Below are 14,077 nucleotides of genomic sequence, written 5' to 3'. Positions count from 1 at the left end.
AATACGAAATTCGGGGGATACCGTGTTTAAGATCTCTAACCACTACGTGTCGAAGATCGTCTTCGTCTTGCTGTTCATCGAGGCCCTGATCCTGCTGGGCGCGGCCTATGCCGGGGCGTCGCTGCGTTTCCTGGACATGGATGCGCCGATCAGCACACCGCATGTCGAGCACTTCCTGACGTCGGCGATCGCCTTCGCCACCGCCATCATCTTCAGCATGAGCGCGATGGGCATGTACCAGCTCGACGCCGACGAAGGCCTGCGCCATCCCTTCTTCATGAAGCTGATGCCGTCCTTCCTGATGGGCTTCCTGATCCTGACCATCGTGTTCTACGTGGCGCCGGACCTGTCCTTCGGCCGCGGCATCCTGCTGCTGGTGTTCGCACTGTCGGCGCTCGGCATCTTCCTGGCGCGCATGCTGTTCTTCAAGACCTCGGAGCTGCAGCTGCTGAAGTCGCGCATCATGTTCCTCGGCACCGGCCCGCTGGCCAAGGAATGCAGCGACCTGGCCCAGCGCAAGTCGAACTACCACCGCTACCACATCGCCGGCTACATCCCGATCCCGCACGAGGAAGTGTGCGTGCCCGAGGACGGGCTGCTGAAGGTACGCGACGGCGATTCGCTGCATGCGCTTGCCAAGAAATACAACGTCCAGGAAATCGTGGTCTCGGTCCAGAACCGGCGCGGCGGCTTCCCAATGAAAGAACTGCTGGACTGCAAGCTGCGCGGCCTGCGCGTGACCGACGCCGCCACCTTCTTCGAGCGCGAAACCTGCCAGATCCGGGTCGACTCGCTGCAGCCGAGCTGGCTGATCTTCGGCGGCGGCTTCGACCAGAGCTTTATCCGCACCTTCATGAAGCGCGGCTTCGACCTGGTCTGCAGCACCATCATCCTGATCATGGCCTTCCCGCTGATGCTGCTGGCGGCGCTGGCGGTCAAGCTGGAAGACCGCGGCCCGGTGTTTTATTCGCAGGAACGGGTGGGCAAGGACGGCAAGACCTTCTTCGTGCACAAGTTCCGCAGCATGCGCGTCGATGCCGAAAAAGGCGGCAAGCCGCAGTGGGCCGCCCAGAACGACCCGCGCGTCACCCGCGTCGGTAACTTCATGCGCAAGACCCGCATCGACGAACTGCCCCAGATCCTGAACGTTTTCAAGGGAGAAATGTCCTTCGTCGGCCCGCGCCCGGAGCGTCCCTACTTCGTCGAGCAGCTGATCGAGGTGGTGCCGTACTACAATGTTCGCCACAGCATCAAGCCAGGCGTCACCGGCTGGGCCCAGGTGCGCTACGGCTACGGCTCCTCGGCCGAGGACGCGCTGCAGAAGCTGCAGTACGACCTCTACTACGTCAAGAACAACAGCCTGTTCCTCGACGTGCTGGTGCTGATCGATACGCTGAAGGTCGTGCTGTTCCGCAGCGGCCGTTGATTTCCCGGTGGCGCCGCGTGGCGCCTCCGCCATTTCCCGACTCCCCATGCCTTTGACGGCTGTTTTTTTGGGTGGCGCACGTTGACCAGTATTGCTGTCTATAGTTATAGCGTCGCTGCCGCCGCATTTCTCTTGCTGGGCGTGCTGCTGCTGGCCCTGTGGCGCGGCGGCGCCCATGTGACGTCCGTGACGGCCGCCTGCGCGCTCACCGCGCTGTGGGCCGGCGCCATCGCCTGGGACGCCTCGCAGGGAACGGCCGTGTCGATCTGGACCGAGGCCCTCGAGATCGTGCGCAACGGCGCCTGGTCGGCGGTGCTGGTGCTCATGCTCGGGCACTACCGCGATCCGGACGGTTTCCTCGGCCTGCGCCGCCCGGTGCTGCTCGGGATTGCCGCCTACCTGCTGCTGCTGCTGGCCAAGCTCGTGCTGCAGCTCGACCTCATGTACAAGACCGACTCCGGCCTGGTGCCGAACGTGATGGCGCGCGTGTGCATGGCGGTGCTGGGCATGCTGCTGGTCGAGCAGGTGTACCGCAACAAGACGGTGCAGGAACGCTGGATGGTGAAGTTCGCCTGCCTGGGCATCGGCGCGATGTTCGGCTACGACTTCTATATGTATACCCACGCGATGCTGTTCCACGAGATGAGCCCGGAAGTCTGGGACGCGCGCGGCGTGGTCAATGCCCTGGCGGTGCCCCTGATCGGCACCGCGGTCAAGCGCAGCAAGTCCATGGTGACCCCGCTGGCGCTGTCGCGGCGCGTGATGTTCCATTCCGCTGCGCTGCTGGGCTCGGCCATTTACCTGCTGGCGATGGGCTCGGCCGGCTATTACCTGAAATTCTTCGGCGGCGACTGGGGCACCCTGATGCAGGTGGTGTTCCTGTGCGGCGCCTTGCTGCTGCTGGCGGGCGTGCTGTTCTCCGGCGCCTTCCGCGCCTGGCTGAAGGTCTTCATCAGCAAGCATTTCTACAGCTACGGCTACGACTACCGCGAGGAATGGATGCGCTTTACCCGCACCCTGTCCGAGCACGGCCCCAACCTGGGCGAGCGCGTCGTCGAGGCGGTCGCGGCCCTGGTGGAAAGCCCGGGCGGCGTGCTGTGGCAGCGCCGCGCCAACGAGGTCTACGAACCGGTGGCCTGCTGGGAGGCGACCGCCAGGGACAGCGAGCCGGCGGACTCGAACTTCTGCCGCTTCCTGGAAAGCACCCAGTGGGTCATCGACCTGCACGAATACCGGGCGCTGCCCGAGAAATACGGCGACCTGGTGCTGCCGGACTGGCTGGCCGCCATCCCGCGTGCCTGGGTGGTGGTGCCCCTGATCCTGCACGGCAAGCTGTTTGGCTTCGTGGTGCTGCAGGATTCGCGCAGCGCGATGGCCCTGAACTGGGAAGTGTTCGACCTGCTGGAAATCGCCGGCAGCCAGGCCGCCAGCTACCTGGCGCTGCAGGATGCCGCCAACGACCTGATGGTGGCGCGCCAGTTCGAATCCTTCAACCGGATGTCGACCTTCGTCGTGCACGACCTGAAGAACCTGGTGTCGCAGTTGTCGCTCATGAACGCGAACGCCGAGAAGCACCGCGACAACCCGGAATTCCAGCGCGACATGCTCGACACCGTGACGCACTCGATCCAGAAGATGAAGATGATGCTGCAAAAGCTCAGCCGCAACGACGCCCCCGTCAAGCCGCTGCCGCTGACGGTCGACCGCGTGGTGCGCCAGGCGATCGCACTCAAGGACGCCTTCGAGCCGCGCCCGGTGCTGCGGGTCGAGGACGGCGGCCTGCAGGTGCTGGCCGACAGCGAGCGCCTCGAGCGCGTGCTCGGCCACCTGATCCAGAATGCGATCGAGGCCACGCCCAAGAGCGGCCGCGTCACCGTCGACATCCGCCGCGCTGACGGCTGCGCGGTGGTCGAGATCGCCGATACCGGCTCGGGCATGAGCGAGGAATTCATCCGCGAACGCCTGTTCAAGCCCTTCGAATCGACCAAGCCGGCCGGGATGGGCATCGGCCTGTTCGAAAGCCGCGAATACATTAACGAACTGGGCGGCACGCTGGAACTCGCCAGCGCTCCTGCCGCCGGGACCACATTCACAGTCAGCCTGCCGCTCTACAGCGAGGAAGCCCGCAACGTGGGGCAGGCCGCATGACCCGAGGACTGCCGTGACGCAAAACAAACTGAAACTCCTGATCATCGAAGACGATCCGGGCCTGCAGAAACAGCTGCGCTGGAGCCTGGATGCCTATGATGTGGTCGTCGCCGGCGACCGCGAGGCCGCGCTGGCCCAGATCCGGCGCCACGAGCCGGCCGTGGTCACCATGGACCTGGGCCTGCCGCCCGACCCCGACGGCTCGACCGAAGGGCTGGCGACGCTGGAACAGATCCTGGCGCTGGCGCCGGACACCCGCGTCATCGTCCTGACCGGCAACCAGGACCACAGCAATGCGGTCAAGGCGATCGGCATGGGCGCCTACGATTTTCACCAGAAGCCCTGCGAGCCGGATGTCCTGAAGCTGGTGATCGAGCGCGCCTTCTTCCTGTACAACCTGCAGAAGGAAAACCGCCGCATGCAGCAGTCGCAGGCCGACTCGCCCATGGCCGGCGTGATCAGCCGCGACGCCGGCATGCTCAAGCTCTGCCGCAACATCGAAAAGGTGGCGCCGACCTCGGCCTCGGTGATGCTGCTGGGCGAATCCGGCACCGGCAAGGAAGTGCTGGCGCGCGCCCTGCACGCGCTGTCGCCGCGCTCGAAAGAACGATTTATGGCGATCAACTGCGCCGCGATTCCGGAAAACCTGCTCGAGAGCGAACTGTTCGGCTACGAAAAGGGCGCCTTCACCGGCGCGGCCAAGCAGACCAAGGGCAAGGTCGAGCTGGCGCACGGCGGCACCTTCTTCCTCGACGAGGTCGGCGACCTCCCGATGGCCCTGCAGGCCAAGCTGCTGCGCTTCCTGCAGGAGCGCGTGATCGAGCGCATCGGCGGCCACGAGGAAATCCCGGTCGACGTGCGCATCGTCTGCGCGACCCACCAGAAACTGAAGGAACTGTGCGCGACCGGGCGCTTCCGCGAAGACTTGTACTACCGCCTGTCCGAAATCGTGGTGACGATCCCGCCGCTGCGCGCGCGCCATGGCGACGCGGCCCTGCTGGCCCACCACTTCAAGAACAAGTTCTGCGCCCAGGAAGCGCGCTCGACGCTGCACTTCGCGCCGGATGCGATCGCCGCGATCGAGGGCTACGAATGGCCCGGCAACGTGCGCGAGATGGAAAACTGCATCAAGCGCGCCGTTATCATGGCCGACGGCAATACCATCGTCGCCGACGACCTCGGCCTGCCCGAGGGCGACAAGCCCGCCGACGAACCACTGAACCTGCGCCAGGTGCGCGACGAGGCCGAGTACATGGCGATCGTCAAGGCGCTGGCGCGGGTCGACGGCAACATCGTCAAGGCCTCCGAAATGCTCGGCATCAGCCGCCCGACGATGTATGACCTGATGAACCGCCACGGCATCAAGAGCGCCGCATGAAGCAAGCGCAGCAGGCTGGCGGGCGCGTGCGCCGCCGTGGCCGCACCAGGCGTCGCCTGGCCCTGGCCGCGGCGCTGCTGGTGGCGGGCGGCGTCGCCGCCGCCATCGCCGTCGACAGCGCCGGCATCGCCCCGCGCCAGCTCGCGCCCTATATCGAAAAACGCACCAGCGGCCACAATGCGGCCATTGTCGCCGCCGGCCAATTCACTGCCGGCACCCTGCAGCGCCTCGACCGCGGGACGCCGGTGGCGCCGGAAGACCCGCAGCTGTCCGGACTGGCGCTCGGCGCCCAGGCCAGGGCCGCGGGCGAGGGCGGCCGCCCAGGCAGCCTGGTCTCCAGCGCCGATGCACTGCGCGCCGCGCTGGCGCGAGCAAGCCAGGGCGAGGTCATCACCATCGCGCCCGGCACCTACCGCTTTTCCGGCAGTGCGGGACTGAACGCCGACCGGCCCGGCGCGCCCGGCGCGCCGATCGTGGTGCGGGCGGAACGGCCCGGCAGCGTGCGGCTCGAATTCGACATGCTCGAGGGCTTCCGCGTCAGCGCGCCGCACTGGCGCTTCGAAAACCTGGACATCCGTGGGGTGTGCCGGCGTGACGACGACTGCGAGCACGCCTTCCACGTCTACGGCGCCGCCAGCCACTTCGTCGCGCGCAACAACACCATCAGCGACTTCAACGCCCATTTCAAGATCAATGCCCTGCATGGACGCTATCCCGACGCCGGCCTGATCGAATCGAACACCCTGGACGCCAGCCGCCCGCGCCGCACCGCCAACCCGGTCACCCCGATCGACCTGGTGGTGGCCAGCGGCTGGACCATCCGCGCCAACGTGATCAGCGACTTCATCAAGGAGGGCGGCAACGGGGTCAGCTACGGCGCCTTCGCCAAGGGCGGCGGCAGCGGCAACGTCTTCGAGCGCAACCTGGTGTGGTGCGAGCGCCGGCTGCGCGGCCTGCCGGGGCAGCGGGTCGGCCTGTCCTTCGGCGGCGGCGGCACCGGCAAGGAGCTTTGCCGCGACGGACGCTGCATCACGGAACACGATGGCGGCATCATGCGCGCCAACCTGGTGGTCGGTTGCTCCGACGCCGGCATCTACCTGAACAGCGCAGCGAATACCCGGGTCGAGGACAATACGCTGGTCGACACCACCGGCATCGACGTGCGCTTCCCCACCAGCAGCGCGCGCCTGGACGGCAACCTGGTCGACGGACCGATCCGCAGCCGCGACGGCGGCCTGGTGCACGAGGGCGACAACCGCACGTCCGCGGTATGGCAGGCGTTTGCCGGCCTGCATCCGGTGCGCAGCCTGTTCGTGGCGCCAGGCAGCGGCGACTTCCGCTGGAGCGGCGAGGCGCCGCTGCGCGCGCAAGGACGCGGGGATGGCGAAGCTGCCGTCGACCTGTGCGGCGGGCAGCGCCTGCGGCCGCCGGCCTACGGGGCTTTCGACAGTTTCGGCGGCTGCCGGTCGCGCATCGAGGCGGCGGCGCGCTGATTTACCAGGAACGCACCCAGGCGCTGGTCCAGGCCGCGACCTGGTCGCGCCAGGCGCGCCGCGAGAAAGTGTGGTCGGCGCCGTCGAGCTCATGACGGGTCACGCGCGGACCGGACAGCAGCTTTTTCCAGGCCGGCGTGGTCGTCGCCAGGTCGCAGAATTCGCGTCCGGTCAGGTCGGCACCCCCGATGACCACCATGACGCGCCCGCCGAAGGCGGCCAGGGCCGCATGCATGCGTTCGGGCAACGCCGGTGCCGGCGACGCGGGGGCCAGCGCGGCGCGCACCAGGCCTATGGCCGACTTGATCGAACGGACCAGGTCGAGACGGCCGCTGAGCAGCCTGCGCCAGAAGGACGATTCGCCCAGGCGCTGGCGGTAATAGTGGCGCAGGGTGGTGCGCGCCAGGCCGTCGTCGGTGCGCACCCAGGGATTGAGCAGCACCAGGCCGGCCACGCGCCGGTCCGAGCGCGCATACAGCGCCGCGGCCGAGGCGCCGTCGCACAAACCCCACAGCACCACTTCGCGCAGGCCTGGCGCGGCGGCGAAAAAGGCGTCGATGGCGGCGCGCAGGTCGTCGTCGACGCTCTCGAAGGAGCGGGTTTCGCCCTCGCTGTCGCCCATGCCGCGGTAGTCGAAACGCATGGCCGGGATGCCATCCTGCGCCAGCGCGCGCGCCAGCAGGGTGAACTGGCGGTGGCTGCCGGTGCGGTACTGGGATCCGCCGACCACGACCAGCACGCCGCGGCTGGCGGGTTCGGCAGGCAGGCTGGCCACCCCGACCAGCCAGTCGCCGCCGCAGGGGAAGCTCAGCGCGCGTTCTTCAATGCCCAAGGCGGTCCTCCCGCACCAGCGCCGAGGTCGCCGCCAGCAGGGCCGGCGCGCCCACGCCTTCGCCGGCCGCCCAGAAGGGCGGGCAATCGACCGGATAGACCTGCAGCCGCGCATGCCGGCTGCGCCAGGCCTCCGCGGCCCGGGCCGCGCCGGGCGGCAGGGCCAAGCCGGCGTCCTTGCCGGCATTCGCCGCCATCTCGAACCAGTGCACCGGACAGGGCGGCGTGTGACTTTCGAGCGGTGCCAGCGCGTCGATGGCCGCGGCCAGCACCGGGTGCAGCGCGTAGCCGCCGACTTCGAGGATGTCGCCGGACTGCAGCGCGGCGCGCAGGGCGCGCGTACCGGTCTGCTCCGAGGCGCTGTCGGCCAGCACGGCATTGACGGTGCGCATGCGCAGGAACTGGGTCAGGTAGGCCTGGCCGCTGGCCACCGGCTGCCACAGGAGCAACGCGCGTAGCGGATGCGGCGCCGCCTGCGCGTAATCGAGCGCCAGCAGGGCGCCGAGGCGCAGGCCCCACAGCACCGGCGGGTGTGGAACACGTTCGCCGAGCCAGGCGCAGCACGCCGCCAGGTCGTCTTTCCAGGTTTCCCAGCGGGCGTCGGCGAAATCGCCGCTGCTGTCGCCGGTGCCGGCCAGGTCGGGCTGCAGCACGCCGTAGCCGAGCGCCGCCAGTTCGCGCGCCTGTTGCGCCGCGATGCGGCGCGCCCGGTTCATTTCTTCGGCAAACGGCGGCACGTACAGGATGGCCCCGCGACAGTCGCCGCGCGGCGGATGGTAGAGGCAGAACAGCTGGCCCCTGGTGCGCTGCAGGAAGAAAGGTTCGGCGCGCGCTTCAATCGCGCCAGCGGTCATCCGGCGCTCTTCCGGGCGACGAAGTCGGCCAGGCTGCCCAGGGTTTCGAAGGTGCTGGCGCTGAGGTCGTCGTCGTCGATGACGATGCCGAAATGGTCTTCGAGCGCGCCGACCAGGCTCACCACGGCCATCGAGTCGAGTTCGGGCAGGCTGCCCAGCAGGGGAGAATCGGACTGCAGGCGCTGGCCCGTTTCACCCAGGCTCAGCACGTCAATCAGGATGGTCTTTACTTCGTCGAGATACATGTCGCAATTCCACGCAGGCGGTGCGCCGTGCGCACCATGGGTCGATTATACATTCGGGCGCAGCAGCGCCAGGCGCGCCCGTGCCATCCCGCCCAGGCGGTGCACCTCGTCCAGCACGGGATGGCCGCTGGCGCGCAGTAGCAGGTACCAGGCCAGGGCCAGGATCGGGAACATCAGCAGCAGGCGTACCAGCGGCGCCAGTTGGGACGGCAGCAGCAGCGTCAGCACTACCGCGATGGCAGTAGTACCGGCGGTCACGAAAGCGCTAGGCAGCAAGGCGCGCAGCAGGGCCAGCGCGCCGAAGCCGAAGTAGCGCTGCTGCTGCAGCAAGGTAACCGGCGCGGCCGCAAGGGTCGCCAGAGTCAGCACCCAGCCGAAGCCGGCCAGGGTACCGTCGAACAGGACCACCGCGAAGCCGATCCGGGCCAACAGGGTCACGGCCACTGGGGCAGCGCTGAGGTACGGGCGACCGATGGCGGTGACGGCGATTGGGACATAATGGAAGGCCATCATCACCGCGGCGGCGACCGACAGCGGCAGGATCGCCGGTACGCATTCGAGCCAGGCCTCGCCGTACAGAGCCAGCACGATATCTCTGCCGAGCACGGTGGTCAGGGCCAGCGCGGTCCAGCCAACCCCAGTCAGCAGGCTGGTCGCCCGCGTCAACACCGGTACCAGCGATTCGCCGCGGTGATGTGCCTGCGCCATATACGACACGGCGCCATAGCTGACGGTCGAGCCGGCTACGTGGGTAAAGATGGTTACCGTCGAATTGGCACGGCTGAGCAGGCCGACCTGGCGCGCGTTGCCGAGTTTACCGAGCAGCAGGTCAGGGATGGCGTTGTTGAGCGCCACCATGCAGCTCGACAGCAGGGAGCCGAGGCCAAAATGGGTCACGCTACGCCAGTGAGCGAAGGACGGCAGCCAAGGCATATTCTTCGGGCGTAGGGGGACCAGGGCCACAGCGCAGACGATGATGTTAATCAGGTTGGCGTAAGCCAGGCTCAGGCTGCCGTGACCGAGCTTGGCGAGCACCACACAGCTGACGCAAAAGCTGAGGGTGCCGGCCATGTTAACGATTGCCTGCTTCTCGGCGGCAAGTTCGCGCGTCAGGAGAGCATTGGTGATGGCGCCGAAGGGAATCAGGAGGAAGCCGATCGACAGCACCTGCATCACCGGAATGATTTCCGGTTCCTGGAACCAGTTGCCGATGGATTCGCTCGATAGGAACATGGCGATCGCAATGAGCCAGGACGAGGTGAAAACCACGCCGGTAGCGGAGCGGATTTTGTCGGGCGTGAGGTCGGGTTCGCGCTGGAGGTAGGTCGAAACGCCGAAGTCGCGGAATACCCCCGCCAGGTTGACGAATACGACCGTCATTGAATAGACGCCGATCTCCGCCGGGCTCAGGATGCGGGCCAGAAGGATACTGACCACGAAGCGCATCAGGGTAGCGCCGGACGAGGAGAAGAAATTAATGACCAGCGAACGACGCAGATCTGCCATGGTGAGACTTGTTCCTGGTAACGGTGAGGCTGAGTTCCTAGGCCGGCACGCTTCCTATCAGTTTGATCGCTTGGCGCGAGGTTGCCTCGTACTTGCTGTTAATGAAGCGCATCGAGCCAATGAAGTGGAAGAAGGCGGTGTCGCCGTTCGCACAATCCGGAGTACCGTATTTCGGGAAGGGCAGGGCCTTGGTGCCGGCCGCATTCGCGATGAGATAGTTCGAGGTTACCTGTTCGGTGCCCCAGCGTTTCCAGTCTTCGCCCAGTCTGCCGCCCATGCGGCGCGAGAAGTCGATCATCTGTTCGCGCATCGCCGCCGAGCGCGGGAAGCCGGTGAAACCGGAACAGCCGCGGACGTAGCGTGCATCGGCCGGCAGGCCGACGTTGGCCATCTCGGCCTCGGAGATGCTCTGGATATGCGCGCCCGGGCGCACTTTCGGCAGCGCGTTCTGGCGCGTCTCTGCCAACGAACGGATTGGGGTGTCAGGTAGCTCACCGAGGACGAAGCCGACCCCGGCTTTGATCGCCTCGAGCACTTCCGGGATCGGGCGAACCGTCAGAGTATCAGCGTCGAGCTGCACGACGTAATTATCGGGAGAAAAGTTCGCAATCGCGAAGAGGCGCTCCCAAGTGCCCCCACGCGGCATATCCTGGTGCGTGAACTCGTCGGCATCGCGCAGTTCGATATGTGGCACATGCTGTTTGAGAGTGGCACGGTCAGTGGAATTGATCGAAGGGTCGCAGACGACGACGACGCGTTCTGGATTGAGGAAGTGGGCGAAGGATTTTACGGCCACCAGGTAGGACTGGACGTCGCGCTGGTGCACCATCGACAGGAGCATGAAGGGCTGCGTTCCCTGTTTTAGGGGAGCGGTAGCCAGAACTTGCCGGACGACCTTGTTATATTGGCCCCGAAAGTAGTCCCGCTTGACGCGCTGGATTACCCTGCTCAGTAAAGACATTTCTGCTGACTCCTGTGTCGGTTCCGCCGGCACCGCACGCGTACCAGCCTTTAAATCGGTGAAACGATTTGCTTGGCAACTTCCTTGCCATAACGCACAACATTATATGCTGCAACACCGCGCACACACGGCACACATAACAAATTTTCAAGAGAGTTGTATGATCCGGCAAAATTTGTTTCCTTTGCGCACGATTGACTCTGCAGAGGATGACCTTACAAACAAAAAAGGGCGTCCAGGAAATCCTGGACGCCCACTTTGCGACTTGGCTTGCTCTTATTTGCGTGGAATGATCGCGAATTGCGGCGCCGCGCTATAGTCCGGCTTCGCGTTGCGACCGATGAAGGTGGTCCATGCTTCGCTGCCGTTGGGAACGCCCGCCGTCGCAGCCACAGCCAGTGCAGGCTGCATATTTGACGGGTAGCCCAGCGCAGATGTCGAATAACCGGCCATGCGGCCCACTTGCCAGGTATGGCCATCGGCGCGCGTCAGCCAATCGGCTTGCGCTTGTGTGGCGCAGGGCTGGTCGATGTAGCGTGTGCCAAGTGGGTCGGTGATGATCTTACGGTCGTCATTTGGAATACCAACATCGTTAAAGTTGGCCCGGTACAGCTGTTCGAAGCTCGTATATATTGGGGTGGTCGTGCTGTCGCGGAACTTGAGCGCATAGGAGGCCCCTTGGATCCAGCAATAGCCCGGCGCAGTCATGCGGCCGACGGCATACTTCGCTTTCCATTGCAGGATCGGCAGCGCCTTGGTGAAACCGAGTTCGTTCAGATAGCCGAAGCTCCAGGTAAAGAAGTCGTCCTGCCACGGGGCCGAGCCGGTCACCGCGAAGCCGCCGCCCGAGCCGTCATAGACGCCCAGGTTGTTCGGATTCCCGACGACGTAGGTATTGTGGTAGAACGCCAGGTTGTTGTCGAGCTGCTGGTTGAAGTAGCCCTTCAACGGGTGCTGGTCCGGCGTGATGTAGGCAGCATGGCCGAGCGTACGCAGCGACCAAGCCTGTCCACGGAGCTGTTGCCAGCGCACCAGCCCTTGGCCGAAGCCGGCGTTGCCCGGATCGGTTTCCAAAGGATTGCTTGCCGCCCAGAAATGCAGCTCTTCCAGATAGTAGTAATCACCAGTGATCAGGTAAGGCAGGTAGACCATCGACGGCTGGTGCGCGGTGTCGACCTTGTACGGCGACCAGCACAGGTTGCCGTCGTTGTTGGCGCAGCGCGGCACCGGTAGTGGACCCTTATGCGCCATGTTCATGTGCGTGGTGATCAGCTTGTTCGCTTCATTGTCTGTACGCACCGGGTAGCCCGTCTTTTCATCGCGCAAGTGCATCGGCCAAGAAGCCGAACCTTCCGCTACCGCCATCATCACGTCCTTGGCGCGCTTGTCCTGCGACAGCAGATACATGACCGAGAAGCCGGGGAGTGGGCCGATGTCATTGCGTCCGCCCGTGGTGGGCATGTAAGGATTGATAATGCCGATGTTCATCGGGCCGGTATTGCTGTCGCTGAGCTGGGTGCCTAGACGGGTCAATTCCTTTTCCGAGGGGATCAAGGACTGGTCATAGTTCGGTACGGCCTTGCTGGCGATCAGATAGGCGGCATTGTGCTGGAAATGGAGCGCCGGAGCGGTAGCCGCATCCCACCATGCCGACTGGCGCCAGCGCGAGTGGTGGTAGTGGACCAGGTCGTTTTTGGTATAGACCGTGCGGTCACCAACGTCGAGCTTGACGTTATAGGTAAAGTTGCGAGCGCCAGAGGTGAAGGTCTTGTCGTTCTCTATGCTGACGGAGACGTGGGCCTTTTTCGACAGCGCGGAATACCAGCGCACGTCGAAGCGGGCATTCAGCAGCGGATGGGCGACACCCGACGCATTCTTCAGCGGCACCGCCATGATCCATTCGTTGGCCACGGTGCCCGACAGCCAGTTGACCGGGTTGCCTGCGGCCAGCGCATCGGCCAGCGAGGCCGTGTACTGGACATTGTCCAGGGTGATGGTGACCTTGCTGTCCAGGCCCGAGGCGGCGAGTTGCTGCAGCGTGACGTTGGTCGGCGCGGAAGCGCTCGATTTCACCAGGGTCAGCGTCTGGGTCTGGCCAGCCGCCAGTGCAGGCAGGACGCCGGACACGATCACGTGGCGCACCGAGCCGTCGGCATGGGTGGCCTTGATGTCGGCCTGCAGGGGGATGATGCTGCCGTCGGCCAGCTTGCCGGCCAGGCCTTCGGTCTTTGCCATTTCTCCAACAGCAATGACTTGGCCAAAGGTGAAAGGCACATTCGCCTGGGCGGCGCCGGTGTTCTGGATGCGGATGTCGGTGATCGGTGCGCCGACCACGATGGCAGGGCTCGTGGTGGGGGGAACCGGGGTGCCGGTGACCGGGGTGATCGGCTTCGGTGCGTAAGCGGTCGTGACGGTGGCCAGCGAGACGCTGGCGCTGGTGCTTGCGTCATCCGCGCCACCGCCGCCACCGCAGGCGGCCAGCAGGAGTGCTGTAAAAAGTGTGCTCATACCTTTGATGGGACGAGAGCCAAGGAAGCTGACGGGTGCATTGCCGAGCGTGCTTGCTTTAGTCGATTTCAGGTTATTCATTTTGGAATTCGTGATTATAGGCAAGTGTTCGTAGGAAATAATTTCCTGTGAGAACTTTACTTTACCCGAATCACTAAATTCCGTGTTCAGAATTTAGGCAATTTCCACGCGAAAACAACAGAAAATCGGCATTTTACTATCTAGATCAATAAGTACAGTCAAGCGACACGGAAGAAAGTGTAAAAAAAATCGCAATGAAGTGTGGCATAACTGAATCATCAAAATGAAAAGATGTTTAGATTCATGTACTTATGACCATTTCATTGCCATTGATTCAAATCGGTTTTTATATCAATAGCATTTAAGATTCGACATCTGGATGGAATGGCAATACGATAAATATGCAATATTTCCGCTAATTAAAAGATGGAAATAAAATTATATGATTGAGGTTTTAGCAAAAAGAATATGCGGTCCAGATGCGTAGCCGATGAAGGCGTCGAGGAGGACTTGCCTGGGCTCCGTTCTTGTTGTGCGCAGAGCAACAACATTGATGTGTTAATATGGAAATATAGCGAGCAGCAAGGGCTGCTGCGCTCAACCGCATAAGGCGAAACGTGTCACGCTCCGGCAAAGGCTTTTCCCATCACGCTCTCCGTTACGAGGGCGAACGCGACGATTGGCGTTCCATCCCGCACCCAGGTGC

General features: G+C 64.3%; 10 protein-coding genes. 4 read left to right on the top strand and 6 right to left on the bottom strand.

All coding sequences use genetic code 11. From position 1 onward, the window contains the following. Window positions 1–22 precede the first annotated feature (22 nt). The 4 genes from YWC_RS0106080 (at window position 23) to YWC_RS0106065 (ending at window position 6,445) form a co-directional block, all read left to right on the top strand. Window positions 23–1,426 carry a TIGR03013 family XrtA/PEP-CTERM system glycosyltransferase gene (locus YWC_RS0106080; RefSeq protein ID WP_027864571.1) on the top strand — a complete coding sequence of 468 codons (1,404 nt, stop codon included), beginning with the start codon at window positions 23–25 and terminating at the stop codon, window positions 1,424–1,426. An 81-nt stretch (window positions 1,427–1,507) separates the two neighbouring features. Beyond that, window positions 1,508–3,574: an XrtA/PEP-CTERM system histidine kinase PrsK gene (gene prsK, locus YWC_RS0106075; protein ID WP_027864570.1), complete on the top strand. Its 2,067-nt coding sequence runs from the start codon at window positions 1,508–1,510 to the stop codon at window positions 3,572–3,574. A 13-nt stretch (window positions 3,575–3,587) separates the two neighbouring features. Beyond that, on the top strand, window positions 3,588–4,952 hold the full coding sequence (gene prsR / locus YWC_RS0106070; RefSeq protein WP_027864569.1) for a PEP-CTERM-box response regulator transcription factor: 1,365 nt from the start codon (window positions 3,588–3,590) through the stop codon (window positions 4,950–4,952). Continuing rightward, window positions 4,949–6,445, top strand: coding sequence for a right-handed parallel beta-helix repeat-containing protein (locus YWC_RS0106065; RefSeq protein WP_084416330.1), 1,497 nt, complete (start codon window positions 4,949–4,951; stop codon window positions 6,443–6,445). The genes prsR and YWC_RS0106065 overlap by 4 nt, the downstream gene beginning before the upstream one ends. A gap of 1 nt (window position 6,446) precedes the next feature. Here the strand turns inward: YWC_RS0106065 and YWC_RS0106060 are convergent, their stop codons facing one another. The 6 genes from YWC_RS0106060 to YWC_RS0106035 form a co-directional block, all read right to left on the bottom strand. Beyond that, entirely contained in the window at window positions 6,447–7,277 is an 831-nt protein-coding gene (locus tag YWC_RS0106060; RefSeq protein ID WP_027864567.1) for a hydrolase 1, exosortase A system-associated, read from the bottom strand. After that, window positions 7,267–8,130 carry a hydrolase 2, exosortase A system-associated gene (locus tag YWC_RS0106055; RefSeq protein ID WP_051306269.1) on the bottom strand — a complete coding sequence of 288 codons (864 nt, stop codon included), beginning with the start codon at window positions 8,128–8,130 and terminating at the stop codon, window positions 7,267–7,269. Before YWC_RS0106055 ends, YWC_RS0106060 begins: the two co-directional genes overlap by 11 nt. Next, window positions 8,127–8,375 carry an acyl carrier protein gene (locus YWC_RS0106050; RefSeq protein ID WP_027864565.1) on the bottom strand — a complete coding sequence of 83 codons (249 nt, stop codon included), beginning with the start codon at window positions 8,373–8,375 and terminating at the stop codon, window positions 8,127–8,129. The genes YWC_RS0106055 and YWC_RS0106050 overlap by 4 nt, the downstream gene beginning before the upstream one ends. A 45-nt stretch (window positions 8,376–8,420) precedes the next feature. Next, on the bottom strand, window positions 8,421–9,881 hold the full coding sequence (locus YWC_RS0106045) for an oligosaccharide flippase family protein (protein ID WP_027864564.1): 1,461 nt from the start codon (window positions 9,879–9,881) through the stop codon (window positions 8,421–8,423). A 37-nt stretch (window positions 9,882–9,918) separates the two neighbouring features. Beyond that, complete coding sequence (locus tag YWC_RS0106040; RefSeq protein ID WP_027864563.1) at window positions 9,919–10,722, bottom strand: glycosyltransferase family protein; 804 nt, start codon at window positions 10,720–10,722, stop codon at window positions 9,919–9,921. A gap of 396 nt (window positions 10,723–11,118) precedes the next feature. Continuing rightward, window positions 11,119–13,431, bottom strand: coding sequence for a hypothetical protein (locus tag YWC_RS0106035; protein WP_156923525.1), 2,313 nt, complete (start codon window positions 13,429–13,431; stop codon window positions 11,119–11,121). Window positions 13,432–14,077: the final 646 nt, after the last annotated feature.

Source organism: Massilia alkalitolerans DSM 17462 (genome assembly GCF_000427785.1).
In the GTDB taxonomy this organism is placed as follows: domain Bacteria; phylum Pseudomonadota; class Gammaproteobacteria; order Burkholderiales; family Burkholderiaceae_D; genus Telluria; species Telluria alkalitolerans.
The sequence above is the reverse complement of the archived record's forward strand: the minus strand, read 5'-3'. Positions and strand labels throughout refer to the sequence as shown.

Excerpts from the sequence above, each read along its gene's own strand:
- YWC_RS0106065 (WP_084416330.1), top strand. The coding sequence starts at position 4,949 with ATGAAGCAAGCGCAGCAGGCTGGCGGGCGCGTGCGCCGCCGTGGCCGC.
- YWC_RS0106055 (WP_051306269.1), bottom strand. The coding sequence starts at position 8,130 with ATGACCGCTGGCGCGATTGAAGCGCGCGCCGAACCTTTCTTCCTGCAG.
- YWC_RS0106050 (WP_027864565.1), bottom strand. The coding sequence starts at position 8,375 with ATGTATCTCGACGAAGTAAAGACCATCCTGATTGACGTGCTGAGCCTG.
- YWC_RS0106040 (WP_027864563.1), bottom strand. The coding sequence starts at position 10,722 with ATGCTCCTGTCGATGGTGCACCAGCGCGACGTCCAGTCCTACCTGGTG.
- YWC_RS0106035 (WP_156923525.1), bottom strand. The coding sequence starts at position 13,431 with ATGAATAACCTGAAATCGACTAAAGCAAGCACGCTCGGCAATGCACCC.
- YWC_RS0106045 (WP_027864564.1), bottom strand. The coding sequence starts at position 9,881 with ATGGCAGATCTGCGTCGTTCGCTGGTCATTAATTTCTTCTCCTCGTCC.